The organism is Pseudomonas sp. NY15435, assembly GCF_048068295.1.
Lineage (GTDB): Bacteria > Pseudomonadota > Gammaproteobacteria > Pseudomonadales > Pseudomonadaceae > Pseudomonas.
In genome coordinates, this window is sequence record NZ_JBLUQA010000015.1 from 1 (window position 1) to 20238 (window position 20238).

General features: G+C 67.1%; 15 protein-coding genes. 13 read left to right on the top strand and 2 right to left on the bottom strand.

The features are described from left to right. The 7 genes from ACNFH5_RS26690 to ACNFH5_RS26720 form a co-directional block, all read left to right on the top strand. Positions 1-565 (top strand): electron transfer flavoprotein subunit alpha/FixB family protein (locus tag ACNFH5_RS26690; RefSeq protein ID WP_416751308.1); only part of this gene is annotated, 565 nt, incomplete at its 5' end. Positions 566-1413: 848 nt separating this feature from the next. Further along, positions 1414-2103 (top strand): hypothetical protein, encoded by a 690-nt coding sequence (locus ACNFH5_RS26695; RefSeq protein ID WP_416751310.1) that lies wholly within the window; start codon positions 1414-1416, stop codon positions 2101-2103. A gap of 318 nt (positions 2104-2421) precedes the next feature. After that, positions 2422-4284, top strand: coding sequence for a monovalent cation:proton antiporter-2 (CPA2) family protein (locus ACNFH5_RS26700; RefSeq protein ID WP_416751312.1), 1863 nt, complete (start codon positions 2422-2424; stop codon positions 4282-4284). Between the two features lie 11 nt (positions 4285-4295). Beyond that, positions 4296-5399, top strand: coding sequence for an AI-2E family transporter (locus tag ACNFH5_RS26705; protein ID WP_416751314.1), 1104 nt, complete (start codon positions 4296-4298; stop codon positions 5397-5399). A gap of 13 nt (positions 5400-5412) precedes the next feature. Beyond that, positions 5413-6933, top strand: a complete 1521-nt coding sequence (locus ACNFH5_RS26710; RefSeq protein WP_416751316.1) for an efflux transporter outer membrane subunit — start codon at positions 5413-5415, stop codon at positions 6931-6933. After that, the gene (locus tag ACNFH5_RS26715; protein ID WP_416751319.1) at positions 6930-8054 is read left to right on the top strand and encodes an HlyD family secretion protein; all 1125 of its coding nucleotides are present in this window, start codon (positions 6930-6932) and stop codon (positions 8052-8054) included. Before ACNFH5_RS26710 ends, ACNFH5_RS26715 begins: the two co-directional genes overlap by 4 nt. Continuing rightward, entirely contained in the window at positions 8044-9075 is a 1032-nt protein-coding gene (locus ACNFH5_RS26720) for a DUF2955 domain-containing protein (protein ID WP_416751321.1), read from the top strand. The genes ACNFH5_RS26715 and ACNFH5_RS26720 overlap by 11 nt, the downstream gene beginning before the upstream one ends. A gap of 42 nt (positions 9076-9117) precedes the next feature. On the opposite strand, the gene ACNFH5_RS26725 is transcribed toward ACNFH5_RS26720, so the two are convergent. Then, positions 9118-9903, bottom strand: coding sequence for an alpha/beta hydrolase family protein (locus ACNFH5_RS26725; RefSeq protein ID WP_416751323.1), 786 nt, complete (start codon positions 9901-9903; stop codon positions 9118-9120). Next, positions 9890-10999, bottom strand: a complete 1110-nt coding sequence (locus tag ACNFH5_RS26730) for a DUF3182 family protein (protein WP_416751325.1) — start codon at positions 10997-10999, stop codon at positions 9890-9892. The genes ACNFH5_RS26725 and ACNFH5_RS26730 overlap by 14 nt, the downstream gene beginning before the upstream one ends. 87 nt (positions 11000-11086) lie before the next feature. Here ACNFH5_RS26730 and ACNFH5_RS26735 point away from each other — a divergent pair, with 87 nt between their 5' ends. The 6 genes from ACNFH5_RS26735 (at position 11087) to ACNFH5_RS26760 (ending at position 20238) form a co-directional block, all read left to right on the top strand. Then, complete coding sequence (locus ACNFH5_RS26735) at positions 11087-11290, top strand: DUF2934 domain-containing protein (protein ID WP_416751327.1); 204 nt, start codon at positions 11087-11089, stop codon at positions 11288-11290. A 421-nt stretch (positions 11291-11711) separates the two neighbouring features. Further along, positions 11712-13241, top strand: coding sequence for a glycogen synthase GlgA (gene glgA / locus ACNFH5_RS26740; protein ID WP_416751329.1), 1530 nt, complete (start codon positions 11712-11714; stop codon positions 13239-13241). Next, complete coding sequence (treZ, locus tag ACNFH5_RS26745; RefSeq protein WP_416751331.1) at positions 13238-14995, top strand: malto-oligosyltrehalose trehalohydrolase; 1758 nt, start codon at positions 13238-13240, stop codon at positions 14993-14995. Before glgA ends, treZ begins: the two co-directional genes overlap by 4 nt. Continuing rightward, positions 14995-17049 carry a 4-alpha-glucanotransferase gene (gene malQ, locus ACNFH5_RS26750; protein WP_416751333.1) on the top strand — a complete coding sequence of 685 codons (2055 nt, stop codon included), beginning with the start codon at positions 14995-14997 and terminating at the stop codon, positions 17047-17049. Before treZ ends, malQ begins: the two co-directional genes overlap by 1 nt. Then, positions 17042-19768, top strand: coding sequence for a malto-oligosyltrehalose synthase (treY, locus tag ACNFH5_RS26755; protein WP_416751335.1), 2727 nt, complete (start codon positions 17042-17044; stop codon positions 19766-19768). The genes malQ and treY overlap by 8 nt, the downstream gene beginning before the upstream one ends. Next, a complete protein-coding gene (locus ACNFH5_RS26760; RefSeq protein WP_416751337.1) occupies positions 19765-20238 on the top strand; it encodes a DUF2934 domain-containing protein in 474 nt (157 codons plus the stop codon). The genes treY and ACNFH5_RS26760 overlap by 4 nt, the downstream gene beginning before the upstream one ends.

Here is a 20238-nt window from a genome sequence, read left to right on the forward strand (position 1 = left end):
CTTCAAGCGCCCGATCTACGCCGGTAACGCCATCGCTACCGTGCAGTCCTCGGCTGCCGTGAAAGTGATCACCGTGCGTGGCACCGGCTTCGACGCCGTCGCTGCCGAAGGCGGTTCCGCCGCTGTTGAGGCCGTTTCCGGCCCGGCCGATGCCGGCAAGTCCGCCTTTGTCGGTGAAGAACTGGCCAAGTCCGACCGTCCGGAACTGACCGCTGCCAAGATCGTCGTTTCCGGCGGCCGCGGCATGGGCAATGGCGACAACTTCAGCATCCTCTATTCCCTGGCTGACAAGCTGGGCGCTGCCGTCGGTGCTTCCCGCGCTGCCGTTGACGCCGGCTTCGTGCCGAACGACATGCAGGTCGGCCAGACCGGCAAGATCGTTGCTCCGCAGCTGTACGTGGCCGTCGGTATCTCCGGCGCCATCCAGCACCTGGCGGGCATGAAGGACTCGAAAGTGATCGTGGCGATCAACAAGGACGAAGAGGCGCCGATCTTCCAGGTCGCCGACTACGGTCTGGTTGCTGATCTGTTCGAAGCAGTTCCGGAGATTCAGGCTGCAATCTGATTGCGCTCAGAACAGGGCAGGGATGCCTCCCCGGGGAGTTGCCGCTCCCCAGGGGCTACCCAAGACGATCTGTAATGGAGGTTGTCCGGGGCTTTGAATTTCGTGGCCCAATGCCTGTTCAGCTTGGGAGAACACCATGTCGGTGAGCAGCTGATGCCGGGTCACGACGATGATCGCGATTTGGTTGATGAGCCGTATGTTCATGAGTCGAACATGCCTGGCGTGCAAATCGGCTCAGCAGCGGATGGCATCGGGAGCTCACTGCTTTGACGCAGACTGGTCCGAGACTTCGTCGATATCTCCATGCTCACTGTCTGAGTTATTGAGCTGGCTGTCGCTGAATGCAATGAACGGCTTTCGCGAAGCGAATCCAGCCATGCATCAGCGACAGCGAACCCGACTCACGATGAGCATGGAGGCGTTTGATTGAATGTGCATGATGCGAGGCATCGGGCGCGGCCTTCGAAACTGCCAATCATGCGGCGCCAGCCTGAAGCGACGGTGCAGGCAGTTTCGCTTCGCGTGGCTCGGCCCTGAAACTCAAACCCATAACTTCGCATAATATATATTATGTTAAATTATATATAGACCCAGGTAGCCCCTTGAGCAGCTATCCAGGATTTCTTCATCCTTCTCACCAATTCCCCCTCCACCCCCTCCGCCATTACCCAACTGGCAAAACCTCAGAAGCATCCTCTCCAAGTCAGCCTCCAATCTTCGAACAGCATTTGCCCAGAGCCCGGCTATTCTTCTGTGCGAATCGCTGGGCGAAACTCCGATGGGCCATTAGGAGGCGTTTCTTGAATCGGACTCGACTGTTCCTCGCATCCTGCCTGTCACTGACATCGTTGACATCGTTCCTCGTTCTTGCTGATACCTTCGGTGCGTTCCTTCAAGGACGTATTTACGAGCTTCGTCGCGATACTTCACAGCCCACCTGTGTCGAGTGGCCCAACGGGCTGCCCGATGGCGTCTGGGGAAACGGCGGTGATTACGTTGCCGATGGTGACCACCTGAGCGCCAATGGCGATGTGTTGATCACTTCCGCGATCTACAAGCCCACAGGGATCAGGGTTTCGCACACGTTCTACAAGAGCCGGCAATCCTGCCTGGCGGATATCTCCCCGCAACCGCTCGCCACTGCGGCCAGGGACGACGGTCAGGGTTCCTATGTCGACCGGTTGCAGCGTAATTTCGGCGCCCGCCTGTATTTCAGCTCCGCCGAGGCCGAGGCCCTGGTGAAGAAGATCAACATCGACTGCAAGGCTCCCGATGGCCGCCATTTGCCGCTCTACAACGCGCTGCTGGCACGCCTGGATGAAGCCAGCACGCCCGATGCGTGGATGGAAACCAGTGTGGTCAACACCGGCAAGAAGCTGCAGGTATTCGACAGTGTTCGCCTGAAAAGTGGCAAGGAACTCACCCCGCAGCTGACGCTGGAAATCAACGAATACGGTGCCTACGAAACCCACGGCGTCCGTCCGCAGGCGCTATCGAACGCCTGCTTTGGCTCCTACGGCCCCATCTGGAAACTCTAGCCATCGTAAGTCTTTGAAAGTGCTGGAGTTGTATTTCACGACAGGTGATCCGGACTTAAGCTCGCCGGCCGGCAAAAATCCACGAATCACCCATACTCAATTCACGCCCATCACTACCCCGCGAGAGCGTCCGGCAGGACGTTTCTCGGCGAAGCGCGGTGCCTGAGCGGCGCAGCAACAGGTAAGCCCCCTGCTCTCTTTCCTTCAAGAAGCCCTGGGAGCAAGGGTGATGTGGAAGCCAGGAAGCGCCCGGTGGAAGGACCACCGGAAGTCTCGATCGGGCGAGGAGCCCGCAAGGAACCACAAGAGGGCTGTTGAATGCCACATGACGGAAGCCTGCTGCAGGCGACGGTAATCTTCCTGCTGACGGTCGTCATCCTCGTACCCCTGGCGCAACGCCTGAAGCTGGGCGCCGTGCCGGGATATCTGTTGGCCGGCATCCTGATCGGCCCGTCCGTACTGGGCCTGGTCAGCCATCCGGAAAACGTCAGCCGCCTGTCAGAGATGGGCGTGGTGATGCTGCTGTTCATCATCGGCCTGGAGCTTTCCCCGCGCCGCCTGTGGATGATGCGCCGCTCGCTGTTTGGCGTGGGATCACTGCAGGTGGGGCTGACGGCGCTGGCTCTGGGCATGATGGCGTTCCTGCTGTTCGATCAGTCCCCGGCGGCGGCCGTGGTGCTGGGCGTGGGCCTGGCGCTCTCTTCCACCGCGTTCGGCCTGCAGGTACTGGCCGAGCGCAAGGACCTGGGCAAGCCCCATGGCCGGTTGGCCGTAGGCATCCTGCTGTTCCAGGACATCGCTGCCATCCCCCTGATCGCCGTGGTGCCGCTGCTCGCAGGCAGCGGTGACCCGTCCAATGAAGGTATCCGCCCCCTGCTGACGGTGGCCGTCGGCATTGGCGTGGTGGTCATCGGAGGGCGTTATCTGTTGCGCCCGGTGTTCACCTGGGCGATGGGCTCGGGGCTACGCGAGTTGTCCACCGCCACCGCGCTGCTGGTGGTGCTGGGCACCGCCTGGATCATGGAGCACGTCGGCGTCTCCATGGCGCTCGGCGCCTTCCTGGCCGGCATGCTGATGGCCGAGTCGCAGTTCCGCCATGAGCTGGAATCCCAGATCGAACCGCTAAAGGGCCTGCTGCTCGGCCTGTTCTTCGTAGGCGTGGGCATGACCGCCGACCTCAGCCTGCTGGTCAGCGCGCCACTGCTGGTGCTGGGCCTGACGGTGCTGCTGGTGGGCATCAAGCTGCCGCTGTTGTTCGGGTTGGGCCGTTTCACGGGTGGGCTGCAACGCTCCGAGGCGATCTGCCTGGGCATCGTGCTGGCCTCGGGCGGCGAATTCGCCTTCGTGGAGTTCAAACTGGCGCTGGATCACCGACTGCTGGAGCAGAAGGTCCACGACATTCTGGTGCTGGTCATCACCCTGTCGATGGCCGTGGTACCGCTGGTGATGATGGCGCTGGCCCGCCTGCTGCGCGACGAAGCGTCGGACAAGGCAGTGCCGGATGGCCCGCCGCAGGTGAGCGGCGAGCCTCGCGTGGTGATTGCCGGCATGGGCCGCATGGGCCGGGTGGTCGCCAACCTGCTGCAGGCCCAGGGCGTGCCGGTGGTTGCGCTGGATACCTCGATGGATGCCCTGGTGCGTCAGCGCAAGGAAGGCCGGGTAGCGGTCTACTACGGTGACCCCACACGCCCGGAGATCCTTCACGCCGCCAAGGTCGGCGAGGCCGAGCTGGTGATAGTCGCCACCGACGACCCGCAGATCAACCTGGACACCGTGGACGCCCTCTCCCGCCTTTACCCGAAGACCCGGGTGATCGCCCGCGCGCTCAACCGCCAGCAGGTTCTGCAGCTGCTTGAGCGGGGTGCGAATCCGGTGCGTGAAACCTTCCATTCCAGTCTGGAAATGGGGCGTCGCGCCTTCATCGAGCTGGGCATCAGCGAGGAACAGGCCACGGCCTGGGTACGCGGCTATCAGCAGCAGGAAGTGCAATCGCTGCTGGAATTGCATCGTCAGGGCCGCAACGACGAACCCGGCGGACGTTTCGACGACGGTGCAGGTCTGGCCGGCGTCAGCCAGCGCGCGGCTGAAGAGGTTACTGGCCAAACGCCCGCTCAATTATCCGAAGAATCATCCGAACCCGCCCGGCCAAGCGCCGAGCGGCGCAATGAACGTCCTGCCTGAGGAGAAAGGCCATGCAACCCGGATTCAAGCTCGACGGCGCCCTCTCCCAGGGCATGCTCGACATACTCATCAAGGCGGGCCTGGTGGCCGCCCTGGTGATCTTTTCCTTCGAGGTGTTCCAGCCGTTCCTGGAGCTGATGCTCTGGTCGGTGATCCTCGCAGTCACCCTCTATCCGGTGCTGCGCTGGGTGAAGGCACACACCGGATTGAAGGACGGCCACGCTGCCACCCTGATCGTAGTGTTCGTGCTCCTGGTCCTGATCGCCCCGATCTACCTGATGGCAACGTCCATCGCCGACTCCGTCGACAGCGTCGGGGCCATTCTCAAGAGCGGCACCTTGAGCGTGCCGGCCCCCTCTCCTTCGGTGGCCGACTGGCCGTTGATCGGGCCACGCGTCTATGACTTCTGGCTGGCCGCCTCCACCAGCCTGAGCGACGTGCTGCGCGGCCTGATGCCCAACATCAAGGACGCCGGACGTGTGCTGCTGAGCGCTGCCGCCAGCGCTGGCGGCGCTTTCCTGCTGTTCATCGGCGCCATCATCATCTCCGGCATCATCATGGCTTTCGGCGAGATGGGCACCATTGCCGCGCAGCGTATCGCCCTGCGGATTTCCGGCGCCGAACGCGGCCTGCACATTGCCGCACTGTGCACCGCCACCATCCGCGCGGTCGCCCTCGGGGTGATTGGCATCGCCTTCATCCAGATGCTGCTGATCGGCCTGGGCTTCGTGCTCAAGGGGGTGCCGGGAGCGGGCATCCTGGCGCTGATCGTGCTGGTGCTGGGTATCGCCCAGGCACCGGCGAGCCTGGTCACGCTGCCGGTGATCATCTATGTGCTGAGCACCGAAGGCTTCACTGGCACCACCATTGTGTTCGCCATCTATATCTTCGTCGCCGGCCTCGCCGACAACGTGCTCAAGCCACTGCTGCTGGGCCGAGGCGTCGACGTGCCGATGCCGGTGGTGCTGATCGGCGCCCTGGGCGGCATGGTGGTCAAGGGCATCATCGGCCTATTCATCGGCCCGGTGATCCTCGCCGTGACCTACAAGCTGTTCTGGCAATGGGTCGACCAGCAGGTGCCGAAGCTGGACAAACCCGCCAATCCGGCCGAATGACCCAGGGATCGCCATGCCAGAGCGCGCCAGACGCTGCAGCCTGATTCTCGCCGCCCTGCTGGGCGGCTGCACCCAGGTCGGCCCGGATTACCAGAAGCCCGAGAGCCCGTGGCTGGATGGCTGGAGCACACCCTTGCTGGACCAGGCCGGGCACCGGGCGAGCGCCCCGGATTTCAGCCGCTGGTGGACGGTATTCGCCGACCCGAGCCTCGACGCCTTGATCGCCGAGGCCGACGCGCACAACACCAGCCTGCGCGTGGCCGGCCTGCGCATTGCCGAGGCGCGCGCGCAACTGGCCATCGCCGAGACCGGCCGCTACCCACAGCTACAGCAGATCAGCGCGGACAGCCTCTACCTCAAGCAGAACCAGCACGGCGCCCCCAGCGCGCGGGACTCGGTGTTCTGGCAATCCAGCGCCGGCTTCGATATCGGTTGGGAGATCGACTTCTGGGGCCGCTTCAGCCGCGCCATCGAGTCGGCCGACGCGGTGTATTTCGCCTCCCAGGCCAATTACGCCGATGCCATGGTGCTGCTGCGCGCGCAGGTCGCCGACACCTACTTCGGCCTGCGTACCGCCGAAGCGCGCCTGGACATCGCCCGCGAGAACGCCAAGCGCCAGGAACGCAGCCTGCAGATCACCGAGCGGCTGTTCCGCCACGGCGAGAACGACGAACTGGACTGGCAGCAGGCGCGCACCCAGTACCTGGCGACCCAGGCAACCATTCCTGAGTTCGAGAACCAGGTGAACGCCCTGCGTAACATCCTCTGCGCCCTCCTCGGCCGCCCGCCGGGGGATATCCCGGAGCTGCTTGCGCGCCATGGGCAATTGCCGATGCCCGACGGCGCGATCCTCCAGGACGTGCCGGCGAGTCTGCTGCAACGCCGCCCGGACATCCGTGCGGCCGAACAGGCGGTGGCCGCGCAATCGGCGTTGGTGGGTGTCGCCGAGGCCGACCTGTATCCGTCCCTGAGCCTGATCGGCAGCATCGGCTGGAGCTTCGTCTCGGCCAGCAACCTGCCCGACAGCTTCAACCTCGCCGCCGGCCCGAGCCTGGTCTGGAACCCCTTCGACTACGGTCGACGCAAGAACGCCGTGCGGGTGGAAGACGCCCGCCTGCAGCAGTTGATCGAGCTCTACCAGCAGGACGTGCGCAACGCCGCCCGTGAAGCGGACGACGCTGCCAGCGGGCTGGTGCGCTCGCTGCAGAGCGCTGGCATCCGCGAGCAGGCCTCGCAGGCTGCGCAGCGTTCGTTGAGCCTGGCGAGCTCCCAGTACCGCGAAGGATTCGCCGACTTCCAGCGCGTGCTCGACGCCCAGCAACTGCTGCTGCAACAACAGGACGGTTACCTGGTCAGTCGCGGCAATGCGGTCAGTAGCCTGGTGGCCCTGTACAAGGCCCTCGGAGGCGGCTGGGACAGCCAGCGCACGCCTATCGATGCCGCCACCCGCCAGCAGATGCAACAACGCACCGAGTGGGGCGACCTGCTCGACGAGCCCGCCCCGCCAGCTCAGCATGAAGGACAGCAGAAATGAGCGACGCCCCTGCTACGCCGCCGGCACCACCCTCGCCCCCCGCTCCCGCCAGGTCCGCACCGGACTGGGGCATGCGCCTGGTGTTGCTGCTGATCGTCGTCAGCCTGGTCTGGTACCTGCTCGCCGACCGCTTTACGCCCTACACCCAGCAGGCACGCCTGCAGGCCTACGTGGTGCCGGTAAGCGCCGAAGTGGCCGGCCAGGTGAAGCGCGTGGCAGTGGGCAACAACCAGGAAGTGCGCAAGGGCGACGTGCTCTTCGAGCTGGACCAGGAACAGTACCGCATCGCTCTGCAGCGCGCCGAAGCGGACCTGGATACCGTGCGGCGGCAGATCGGCGCCAGCACCGCCGGTATCGACTCGGCCCAGGCCTCGCTGGCCGCTGCCCAGGCCAATGAGCGCAAGGCGCGGCAGGATGCCGAACGCCTGCAGCGGCTGTACCAGGAAGACCCCGGCACCGTGTCCGTGCGCCGCCTGGAAGCCGCCCAGGCCACTCGCGAACAGGCGGCCAGCCAAGTAGCGGCGGCCCGCGCCGAGGTCGAGCGGGCCCGGGAACAGCAAGGCGGCCACGACGAGGACAACGCCCAATTGCGCAGCGCCACAGCCAGCGTCGCCAAGGCTCGCCTTGACCTCGCCCGCACCACGGTGCGCGCCGATTCCAACGGTCTGATCACCGACCTGCGCACCGACGTCGGCCACTACGTCAGCCCTGGCAGCCCGGTGATGACGCTGATCGCCATCCATGACCTGTGGATCAGCGCCGACATGACCGAGAACAACCTCGGCCACCTGCACAACGGCACACCGGTGCTGGTGGTGCTCGACGCGCTGCCCGGTGAGTTGCTGCACGGGCGCATCCGCAGCATCGGCTATGGCGTCAGTGTCGGCCAGGGTACGCCGCCGGGCACACTGCCAACGGTGCAGAACAGCCGCGAATGGCTGCGCTCGGCGCAACGCTTCCCGGTGATCGTCGAACTGGACCGCGATCAGCTGGATAACCCCGCCGGCCTGCGCGTGGGCGGCCAGGCGGAAGTCATGGCGTTACCCAGCGAAGGAAACCCGCTCAACCTCCTCGGCCGGGTGTTCATGTGGCTGATGAGCTGGCTGTCCTATGCCTATTGATCCGCCGCGCCTGGCATTGGCGCGCCGGCGGGCCCTGCGCCTCGCCTGGGGCACGGCACTGTGCCTGGCCGCCAGCTACGGCATTGGCATGCCGATCCCTTTCCTTGCACCGGTGCTCGCCGTGCTTCTGCTGGCGATGCGCGCCCGCGCCCTGCCACTGCGCGCGGCCCCCGCGCTGGCAGTGCTGGTACTGCTGAGCTGTGGCATCGGCTTGCTGCTGATTCCGCTGCTGCGCCACGCGCCACTGAGCGGCGTGCTGCTGGTGGGTGTTGGCTTGTACTGCGTGTTCCGCTATGCGCTACGCGGCGGCAACGGCCTGCTGGCGAACCTGCTGGTGATCGGCCTGACCATGATCGCCGCTGCCGGCACCAGCGACTTCACCCTGGCATTGTCGGTGGTCGAGGCGCTGGCCAAGGGCATGCTGCTGGCCGTGCTCAGCAGCGCGGTGGCCCATGCCCTGTTCCCCGAACCGGCCGATGCGCCCTCGCCCCCTGCCCCGCCGTTACCGGGCGCGGAAGATGCCGCGTGGATCGCCCTGCGCGCCACGCTGATCGTGATGCCAGCCTTCCTCCTGGCGATCATCGCGCCGGACCGTTTCATGCCGCTGATCATGAAATCGGTGAGCCTCGGCCAACAGGCCGGGGAAACCCGCGCGCGCCATGCCAGCCGCGAGCTGATCGGCTCCACCCTGTTGGCGGGGCTGCTGGCGATACTGGTGTGGAGCGCCCTGAGCCTGTTCGTGCACCTGTGGATGTTCTTTCTCTGGGTACTGCTGTTCACCCTCTGGCAGGGGCGCCGCCTGTATGCAGCGGTGGCTACCCGCAAGAGTCCTGCCTATTGGGTCAGCTGCCTGACCACCATGCTGATCCTGCTTGGCCAGTCCGTACAGGACAGCGCCGGCGGCCAGGATGTCTACCGCGCCTTCGCCGTGCGCATGGCGCTGTTCCTCGCGGTGTCGTTGTACGCCAGCGGCATGCTCATCTGGATCGACAGCCGCCGCGCAAAGACCAGCGCCGCCTAGGACGGCCGGTTCACGCCCGAATCGACCTGGCAGGCATTCAGCTCAGCCCACCACCAGCCGGGTGGAACGCTCGCCCACGACCATCTCGGTGATCCAGCGCACCAGAATGTCGGTATAAGCCTCTTGGGATTGTTCGCTGGAGAGCGCGTGGTCAGCCTGGTCGATGATCCGATGGGTCAGCGAGTGGGTGTGCTGGAAGGCAGCCCGGTAGCTCATGATCGTCGCGTGGGGGATGTAGTCGTCGTGCTCGGACTCCACCAGCAGCACATCGCCATGGAAGCCGGAGCAGGCTTTCAGCGCACGGTTGCTGGCCGCCGGGATATGGCTGGCGCGGTACTGCATCAGGTCGTCGCGGGGCAGATCGCGCTTGGGTACGTCCCAGTCCTCGTCGCGGTACATCGCCGGCACGCGCAGCGCCAGCCAGCGCACGGCGCGCAGTTCGGTGAGTATGGCGGCGAGGTAGCCGCCGTAGCTGGTGCCCACCACCGCTACCGCGTTCGGGTCGATACGCGGGTGCGCCACCAGCCGGTCATAGGCGGCGAGCAGGTCGCGCAGGTTGTCCTCACGGGTGATCGAGCCCTGCAGCGCCTCGCCTGCGCCGTGTCCGGCCAGGTCGAAAGTCAGGCATACGCAACCCAGCCCGGCGATGCCACGGGCACGCCTCAGGTCACGCCCCTGGCTGCCGCCCCAGCCATGCACGAAAAGCACGCCGGGCACGTGGGTGCGCGGGCTGAGGAAGTTACCCTGGAGGCGCAGGCTGCCGACATCGATGTCGATGCGTTCGTCACTGGAAAAATCGTTGGGAAAGCGTTCGTCACTGGAAGACATAAGGCTCCACCATTGCGTACTTCATCAGGAAATCGCCGTGCTCGTCCGGGCCGCGATAGAGGACGTGGGTGTTGTCCGGTAAGGGCTTGTCCTCGAAGATTTCGAAGGTCGAGGCGCGCACCACGCACAGTGCCGGGTCGCCGACGAAGGCCTCCAGCGCCGCCAGCTCCGCGCCACTGGCGCCGCCGATGCGCCAGGACTGCTCCAGCACGCCGGAGCAACGCTGCCCGCGGGCGTCCGTGCCCTGAGCGACGTCGTAGTTGCGCCGGGAGGCGAAGAACGCCGGCAGTTGCTGGTGGACAGCATGGTCGAATTGCACCGCCTGCTGGATCGCCAGCTTCACCGAATCCACCAGGTCCAGCGCCAGCAGGCAGCCGAAATCGCCACGCACCACCAGCAGGTCGCTCCCACCGTAGACCAACTCACCGCGCGGGTTGCGATTGTGCTGCTGGATGCCGTGGTAGCTCAGCATCACACCATTGATCATCACCTGGCCGACGCTGTGGGTCTGCGGCTCGTCGAGGTCGTCCTCGATCACCAGCCCCTCGTGGTAATCGCCCTCCTCGTAGCAGGCCAGCGCCTCAGCCAGTTGATCGGTATCGGCCACCACCCGCTGGCCCTGCCCGCCCCGGCTCGCCGCCGGTTTCAGGCGCTGCGGGCCACGCTGCAGCCGCGCGCTGGCGCAGCGCACGGCGTCGTTGTGGCAGAACACGCTGTGACCGTCGAGCACCAGCGGCTTTACCCTGGAGGCAAAGGCGTCGTTCCAGCCACGCGGGGTCAGGGTCGGGCGCTCTATCAGTGGGTGGACGATGGCCTTACCGGCCTGGTAGGCGCGCTCCACGTACCCGCCGAACAGGTCCATCGGGCCGTGGATGCCGAACTCGGCGGCCTGCTCGGGGCCGACCACGGTGGCGTCCGGCACCCAGTAGAACTGCTGGCCGGGCTGGCGGTGCGAAGGCGGCTCGGGGCGGAAGTCCAGCCCCTGGATCTGCGCCAGCCAGGCAGCCAGCGCCTCGTGGGTGCGGCGGTCAGCGGGAGTGGCGTGCGGGTCCAGGGAGCAGGCCACGACCAGGCGTGGACGGTCGGCATCGTTCATGGAGCATCCCTCGGTCAGGCTGTATGAACACCTGACTGGCTGGGCAGTCATCGGTTCTACACAGATGACGAACAGTCGGAGATCCGCATGAGCCACGACCGCAGAGAACAGGATCGCGAAGCGCAGATTCGCCAGAAGGCCCATGACCTGTGGGAGGCCGAAGGCAAGCCGAGCGGCCAGGCCGCCCGCCACTGGCAGATGGCCGAGGAGAGCCTCGATCAGCCGCTGCCGGTCGAGCGCGCCCAGGAGGTGGATTACAAGGGCAAACACACTCCCCGCCGCGAAGCGTAGCGGTAAGGCGAATTGCAACCGGCGGGGCGGGCCATCGTGCATTCTGCTGGTTGCACATCGCCACACGCCTGCGCGCATTTCCTTCTCGATCAAGCAGTTGCGACCACACCAGAGACTGGTACGGACCCTGCTTGAAGCTATGGGTGTCGACCGCAGAGTTTCTCGGTCGCGCCTTCGCCCCCTGCCTGAATGACATTCGACAGCGCTACCCCCGCACCACCCAGGGAGCCTGCCATGCCGCAGGCATGCGTGTCGCAACGCCAGGGGAGCGGCAAACGCCGCGGCGCCGACGCCATCGCCCTGGCGGAAAGTCGAAACTTCGTTCGGCCGGACCCAGTCCCCCGGAGGACAGGACGAACACCACGGAGACATCCACGGCCTGGCAGGAGATGCCAGCCCCTGACAAAGCGAGGAGTCAACGATGCGCAACCAGCTGGCCGATGTGCGCCTGGAAGAAGCCACAGTCAATCTCACCCCGATTTCCTCGACCGACGGCGCGCCGCCCCAGCGACCCAAACGAATCCTCTTCGCCACTTCGGAGTTCAGCGACTTCGTCAAGGCAGGCGGTCTGGGCGACGTCTCCGCCGCCCTGCCCCGCGCGCTGCTTGCCGATCACGATATCCGCGTGCTGCTTCCCGGCTATCCGCAAGTGCTCAAGGGCGCAGTGGCCTGCAAGGTGGTTGGCCGCCTGCCGGGCCTGGCCGCACTGCCGGCCTGCGACATCGGTGAGCTGAAGCTGGCCGACGGACTGGTGGTCTACGCGGTGATCTGCCCGGAGCTCTACGACCGTCCAGGTACGCCCTATGTCGACCAGAACGGCCACGAGTGGGCCGACAACCACATCCGCTTCGCGCGCCTAAGCCTGGCAGCCGCCGACATCGCCGCCGGCATGAGCGCGCTGGCCTGGCGCCCGGACCTGCTGCACGTCAACGACTGGCCCACTGCGCTGGCACCGGCCTACATGGCCTGGCGCGGGCAGATCACCCCCAGCGTGCTGACCATCCACAACCTCGGCTACCAGGGGTCCTGCCCGCTGGGTTGCTGCGCCGAACTGGGCCTGCCGGATGCCGCGGGCCTGCCAGACAGCATGGAGTTCTACGGCAAGCTGTCCTTCCTCAAGGCCGGCATCAGCCATGCCAGCCACATCACCACGGTGAGCGAAACCTACGCCCGCGAGGTCACTGCCGAGGAAATGGGCTGCGGCATGCACGGCGTGCTCTCCCAGCGCCGCGACCGTGGCCAGCTCAGCGGCATCACCCATGGCATCGACGCCGGCTGGGACCCGCTGACCGACCCGCACCTGATCGAAGGCTTCGATGCCACGCGTCTGGCCGGCAAGCGCCGCAACGCCGAGTACATTGAAAAGCAGTTCGGCCTGCTGCCGGGGCGCGGCCCGCTGTTTGCGGTGGTCTCGCGCCTGGTACAGCAGAAAGGCATCGACCTGACCCTGGCGATCGCCGACGAGATGGTAGCTGCCGGTGGCCGCCTGGTATCCATCGGCTGCGGCGAGCCGGAACTGGAGCAGGCCATGCGCGAACTGGCCGAGCGCTATCCGGGCCGGGTCGGCGTGCACGTCGGCTTCGACGAGACCACCGCCCGGCGCATCTACGCCGGCAGTGACTTCCTGCTGATGCCCTCGCGCTATGAGCCCTGCGGCCTCAGCCAGATGTACGCCCAGCGCTTCGGCTCACTGCCAATCGCCAGGCACACCGGCGGGCTGGCCGACACCATCATCGATGGCGTCACCGGGCTGCTGTTCCGCGATGCGACCCCGGCCAGCTACTTCGACGCCGTGCGCCGCGCGCTGAACATCTACCGCTACCCGGAGCTGCTCAACGCCATGCGCTGCAAGGCCATGGAGTCGCCCTTGCCCTGGGAAGACGCCGTGCGCCCCTACACCGCCCTCTACCAGCGCCTGCTGCAACGGGTGCCCGCGCAGGCCGTGCGATGACGCTGCCGACCGGTCTGCAGCATGGCGCGTGGGTCCTGCCGGACGGCAGGGTCAGGTTCTCGCTGTGGGCACCGGATGCACAGCGCGTGGAGCTTGAACTCGGGGGCGGCGGACGGCATGACCTGGCCAGGGCCGCTGACGGCTGGTTCAGCGCAGAGATTCCGGCCATCGTCGGGCAGACCTACCGCTACCGCATCGACCACGATCTACTGGTGGCGGACCCGGCCTCGCGGGACCAGGCCGGCGGCGTCGAAGGCGAAAGCCGCGTGACCGACCCCAGCGCCTATCGCTGGCTGCACCCGAACTGGCGAGGCCGCCCCTGGCATGAAGCGGTGATCTATGAGCTGCACGTCGGACTCTGCGACGGCTTCTCGGCGCTGCAGGGGCGGCTGGAGGAGCTGGCGGCGCTGGGCGTCACCGCCATCGAACTGATGCCGCTCAATGCCTTCCCCGGCCGGCGCAACTGGGGCTACGACGGCGTGCTGCCCTATGCGCCCTCCTGTGCCTATGGCGACCCGGACACCCTGCGGCGGCTGATCGACAGCGCCCACGGCCTCGGCCTGATGGTGATCATTGACGTGGTCTACAACCACTTCGGCCCGCAGGGCAATTACCTCGGACGCTACGCCAGCGCCTTCTTCCGCGCCGACCAGCAGACGCCCTGGGGCCCGGCCATCGACTTCCGCCACCCGGCCGTACGCGAGTTCTTCATCGGCAACGCACAGATGTGGGTGCGCGAATACCGCGTGGACGGCCTGCGCATCGACGCGGTGCATGCCATCGCCGACAACGACTTTCTCCGCGAGCTGGCCGAGCGTGCCCGCCAGGCCGCCGAAGGCCGCGAGCTGCACCTGATCCTGGAGAACGAGAACAACCAGGCCAGCCTCCTGCAGAGTCCGCGCGGCTTCGATGCCCAGTGGAACGACGATCTCCACCACTGCCTGCACGTGCTGCTCACCGGCGAGGACGAAGCCTACTACGTCGATTACTCGCACAAACCCATCGAGCAGCTGTGCCGTTGCCTGAGCGAAGGTTTCGCCTTCCAGGGCGAGACGGACTATCGCGGCATCGCCCGTGGCGAGCCCAGCGCTGAACTGACCCCGCAGGCTTTCGTGGCCTTCCTGCAGAACCACGACCAGGTGGGTAACCGCGCCCTGGGCGAGCGACTCACCACCCTCGCCCATACTGACCGACTGCGCGCTGCCAGCGCGCTGGTGCTGCTCAGCCCGATGGTGCCGATGCTGTTCATGGGTGAGGAATGGGGCGAGCAACAACCCTTCCTGTTCTTCACCGACTACCAGGGCGAACTGGCGCGGGCCGTCACCGACGGCCGGCGTGAGGAATTCCGGCGCTTCCGCCGGTTCTCGTCGCCGGGCGCTGCCGCCTGGATTCCCGATCCCAACGACTACCAGACCTTCGTGGCCTCCCGTCCGCACCCCGAGCGAGGCGATGACGCCTGGCGCGCGCATTACCGCGAGCTGCTGCAGGTGCGCCAGCGCTGGCTGACGCCGCACCTGCCCGGCAGCCGCGCGCTGGCTGCACAACCGTTGGGCGAACGTGCCCTGAGTGCGAAATGGCGGCTGGCCGACGGCAGCCTGTGGCGCCTGGACCTCAACCTTGGCACCGACGACATCGGCGTCGAACCGCCGGGAGAAGACGCCCAGGTGCTGTTCTGCTGCGGCCAGGGCGTGGCCCATTACCGCCATGGCTGGCTGGGCGCCGCCGCGCTGGTGGCCAGCCTGGAGACTGCCTGATGAGCGACGCGCAACTGGAACGCCTGGCCAGCGAAGCGGGCCTGGCCATCGACTGGATGGACGCCGACAACCGCCCGCAGCGGCTGACCGCCGAGGTGCAGCGCAATGTGCTGGAGGCCCTGGGTTTCCCGGCGCAGAGCCCCGAGCAGATCCGCCGGAGCCTGGAGGCGCTGGAGCGCCGTCAGGCCGAGCTGCCGCCGCTGATCACCGCCGACCTTGGCCAGCCGGTTGCCGTGCCGGTTCCTCCGGGCAGCCGCTACAAACTGTTCAATGAGGACGACAGCGGCCACAGCGAGGGCCATGTCGACGAACACGGGCAGATTCCCGCCATCGAGCAGAGCGGTTATTACCCACTCCACCTGGGCGAGCGGGAGATCATCCTCGCCGTGGCACCGCCGCGCTGCCCGTCGGTGGCCCAGTATTGCGGCGGTCGCCAGCGCGTCTGGGGTCTCGCCGCGCAGTTGTATTCCCTGCGCCGTGACCAAGACGGCGGCGCCGGCGACATCAGCGCCCTCGCCGAGCTGGTGCGCGCGGCAGCCGCACAGGGCGCAGACGCTATCGCCATCAGCCCGGTGCACGCCATGTTCCCCGCCTCGCGGGACATCTATAGCCCCTACTCGCCCTCCAGCCGCCTGCTGTTCAACGAACTCTACGCCGCCCCCGACCTGGTGCTGGGCGAGGAGACGGTACACCAGGCCCTCTCCGCCGCCGGGCTGGAGGCCGAACTGGCACGCCTGGAGGCACTGCCGCTGATCGACTGGCTGGGCGTCGCGCGCCTGCGCGACCGCTTGCTGGCAGAGCTTTACGAGCAGTTCCAGCAGTCGGACGGCACGCTGCACGATGACTTCCTCGCCTTCCGCCACCTCGGCGGCGCCGAGCTGCTGGAACATTGCTGCTTCCAGGTCCTGCAGTTGCGCCGCGCCGAAGCCGGCGATGGCCTGGACTGGCGCTTCTGGCCCGAGACGTATCGCAACGCCGGCAGCACCGAGCTGGGCCACTTCATGGTCGACGAAGAGCCGGCAATCAGCCAGCAGGCGTTCGGCCAATGGCTGGTCGCCCGTGGTCTGCAGCAGGTGCAGCGCGAAGCCAGAGCCGCCGGCATGGGCATCGGCCTGATCGCCGACCTCGCGGTCGGCGCCGAACCTTCCGGCAGCCAGGCCTGGATGCGCCAGGACGAGCTGCTCAGCGGCGTCAGCGTCGGCTGCCCGCCGGACATCCTCAACCGTACGGGGCAGAACTGGGGCATCTGCGCCTTCTCCCCGGACGGCCTGCGGCGCAACGGGTTCCGCGCCTTCATCGAGATGCTGCGGGCCAACCTGCGCTATGTCGGCGGCCTGCGCATCGACCACATCCTCGGTCTGCGCCGGCTCTGGGTGATCCCCGAGGGCGCCGAGCCGCAGAATGGCGCCTACCTGGACTACCCCTTCGAGGACCTGCTGCGGCTGATCTGCCTCGAGGCCGAACGCGCGAAGGCGGTGATCATCGGCGAGGACCTGGGCACCGTGCCGCCAGGGCTGCGCGAGGCACTGGCCGAGCACGGCATCCTCGGCATGCGCGTGCTGCTGTTCGAGCAGCAGCATGGCCACTTCGTCGCGCCGGCGCACTGGCCCGATGGCGCCCTGGCCACCAGCAGCACCCACGACCTGCCGACCCTGGAGGGCTGGCAGAAAGGTCGCGACATCGACTGGCGCCAGCAGCTCGGCCAGCGCACCCGCGAGACCGCCGCCGAGGAGCGCAATACGCGCCAGCACGAGAGCTTCGCCCTGCGGCGCGCGTTGGGCGAGCATGGCATCCAGCTCGAGCCGGTGCTCGACGGCGCCATCGAATTCCTCGGTGCCACTCCGGCTCCGCTGGTGCTGTTGCCGCTGGAAGACGCCCTCGCCTGCATCGAGCAACCGAACCTGCCAGGGCCCGGCGACGCCCACCCGAACTGGCGCCGACGCTTCGAGCGCAATGCCGGCGAGATGCTCGACGACCCGCAGGTGCGCTCCCGCCTTGAACGCCTGCACCGCGCGCGCGGCAACCCCCGCGACGGAGGGCACGAGCATGGCTGATATCCGCGCCACCCTGCGCCTGCAGTTCCACCGCGGGTTCACGCTGGACGACGCGCTGCCCTGGCTGGACTACTTTGCCCGCCTCGGCATCAGCCACCTCTACGCCTCGCCCTTGCTGGCCGCACAGCCAGGCTCCATGCATGGCTACGACTCGGTGGACCCGACTCGCATCAGCGACGAGCTGGGCGGCGAACCTGCGCTGCGTCGGCTGGTGGAAGGCCTGCGGCTGAACGGCATGGGGCTGATCGTCGACACCGTGGCCAACCACATGCGCATCGGCGACGCCAACCCCTGGTGGCAGGACGTGCTCGAATGGGGCCTGGACAGCCCCTACGCGCACTTCTTCGATATCCGCTGGCACAGCGATGACCCGCTGCTGGACCAGCAGGTGCTGCTGCCCTGCCTGGGCGAGGACTACATCGACGAAGTAACCTCCGGGCGCATCCAGCTGGACTACGACGCAGGCACCGCGCGCTTCCTGCTGCGCTACGGCGAACAGCGCTTCCCGGTCTGCCCGTCCAGCTACGGGATGATCCTCTGCCACACCCAATGCCCCGAGCTGCTGGCCCTGGCGCCCCGCTTCGTCGAATTGCATCACCATCCGATGGGCCGTCATCTGGCACCCGCGTTGTGCCTGGAAGCCGCCGCACCGCTTGCCGACCGCTACCGCCTCGCGACCCTGCTCGCCTCCTACCGCGAGGACTGGCACAGCCTGCACCGGCTGATCGAGCAGCAGCACTACCGCCTGGCCAACTGGCGGGTGGCGGCGGACGACATCAACTGGCGACGTTTCTTCGACATCAACGAACTGGTCGGCCTGCGCGCGGAGCATCCTGATGTCTTCGAAGCCAGCCATGCCTACCTCCTGCAACTGATGCACGAAGGGCTGATCGACGGCCTGCGCATCGATCACGTCGACGGCCTCGCCGACCCGCGCGGCTATTGCCGGCGCCTGTGGCGCGCAACCGGCGGCGCGCCGGTGTACGTGGAGAAAATCCTCGGCCCCGGCGAAGCGCTGCCGGCGGACTGGAAAGTGCAAGGCACCAGCGGCTACGACTTCATGAACCAGGTTTCCTTGCTGCAGCACGACGCCCGCGGCGAGCCGGAGCTGCGCCACCTGTGGCTGGAAGTCAGCGGCCGGCCGGACGGTTTCGCCGAGGAAGTCCGCCAGGCGCGCAAGCACGTGCTGGCTTCGCTGTTCGCCGGCGATGTCGAGAGTCTGGCGCAGCAGCTCTGGCACATTGCCCGTTTCGCCCTGGCCAGCCGCGACATTGCGCTGGGCTCGATCCGCCGCGCGCTGTTCCAGTTGCTCGCGGCCTTCCCGGTCTACCGTACCTATGCCGACGCATTGGGGCGCTCCGAGCAGGATCAGCGTTTCTTCAGCCAGGCCCTGGAGCAGGCCCGGCAGCACCTGGAACCTGGTGACCAGCGCACCCTCGGTTGGCTCGACCGCATGCTCGGCGGCGAAGCGCTGCGTACCCAGCCGCCTGGCCCGATGCGCCAGTTGCGCAGGCTGGCGCTGGAACGCTTCCAGCAGCTCACCCCGCCGATTGCCGCCAAGTCCCTGGAGGACACCGCCTGCTATCGCTCGGCCGCGGCACTCGGGCGCAACGACGTCGGCTTCGATCCACAAGCCCTCGGCGGCGATGTGGAGGCCTTCCACCAGGCGTGTGTACAGCGCCTGCGCGATTTCCCCCAGGCAATGCTCACCACCGCCACCCACGACCACAAGCGCGGCGAGGATTGCCGGGCGCGCCTGGCGGTGCTCAGCGAGCGCGCGCCCTGGTTCGCCGAACAGGTCTGGAGCTGGTGGAAGCTTGCCGCGCCGCTGCGCCAGCACATCGCGCGCGGCCCTGCGCCCAGCGGCGGCGACGAGCTGATCCTCTACCAGTGCCTGCTCGGCAGCTGGCCGCTGGAGCTGACCGCTGACGACGCGCAGGGGCTGCGTGACTACCACCAGCGCATCGAGCAATGGCAGCGCAAGGCGCTGCGCGAGGCCAAGCTGGACAGTGACTGGAGCGCCCCCAACGAGGCGTATGAAACAGTCTGTGCCCGATTCCTCGCCAGCCTTCTGCTGGAAGACATCGGCGCGCCCCTGCGCCAGTCCATCGCCGACGCGGCAGCGAGCCTGATGCCCGCCGGCGCGCTCAACGGCCTGGCGCAGTGCGCGCTGCGCAACACCGCGCCAGGCGTGCCTGACCTCTACCAGGGCTGCGAGGCATGGGATTTCAGCCTGGTCGACCCGGACAACCGCCGCATCCCCGACTTCGCGACCCTCGAAGCCGCCCTGGATGCGCCGCCGGACTGGCCGGTGCTGTTGCGTGACTGGCGCAACGGTCACATCAAACAGGCCCTCCTGGCGCAAGCCCTCGGGCTGCGCAAACGCTGGCCCGCGCTGTTTTCCGCTGGCGACTACCTGGCGCTGGAAGTACGTGGCGAACACGCAGCGCAGGTCGTCGCCTTCGTCCGCAGCCATGCCGGCCAGCACCTGCTGGTGGTGGTGCCGCGTTGCGCCGCCAGCCTTCTCGGCGATTCGCCGCTGCCCAGGGTGCCGCCCGAATGTTGGACGGACACCCGATTGCATCTGCCCTCGTCCCTGGCTGCCATCCGCTGGAACGGACTGGCCGGCACGGTCGAACCGCATAACGGGGAACCCCGCCTGGCCGAGTTGCTCGGCGAGGTCCCGGTCAACCTGCTCATGTCCGGAGGTGAACGATGAAGGTCAACGAGCGAAGAGTCCGTGAACTGGCCTACCAGATCTGGGAGTCCGAAGGACGCCCGGAAGGCCAGCACGACCGCCATTGGCGCATGGCGCGCAGCCTCGCGGAAGCCGAAGCGGCCAACCAGGGGGGCGCGGAGCAACCGGTACAGCCGCGCTTTGACGGCAACAGCGAGCCGGAAAAGCCTGCGCTGTTGCAGGAACTGCCCCGGCGCAAGGGGCGCCTGCCCAAGGCCGACCCGGAAGTGCCGCCCCAGGAAGAAGGCGAAACCGTTGCCCCTACGCCCGGCCCCGCCGAGCGCAAATCACCGCCCAAGGCCAAGCCGACCCGGAGCGCGCCAACGGTTACGCCCACCGCGAAGCAGCGCAAGAGCAAGCCCAGCGCCGCCGAGCAGGCGGTGCCGGACGAAGCCGCGCCGCAAGAGCCCTCGCCGAGCAAGCCGCGCAGCAGGAAACAACCGCCCATCTGA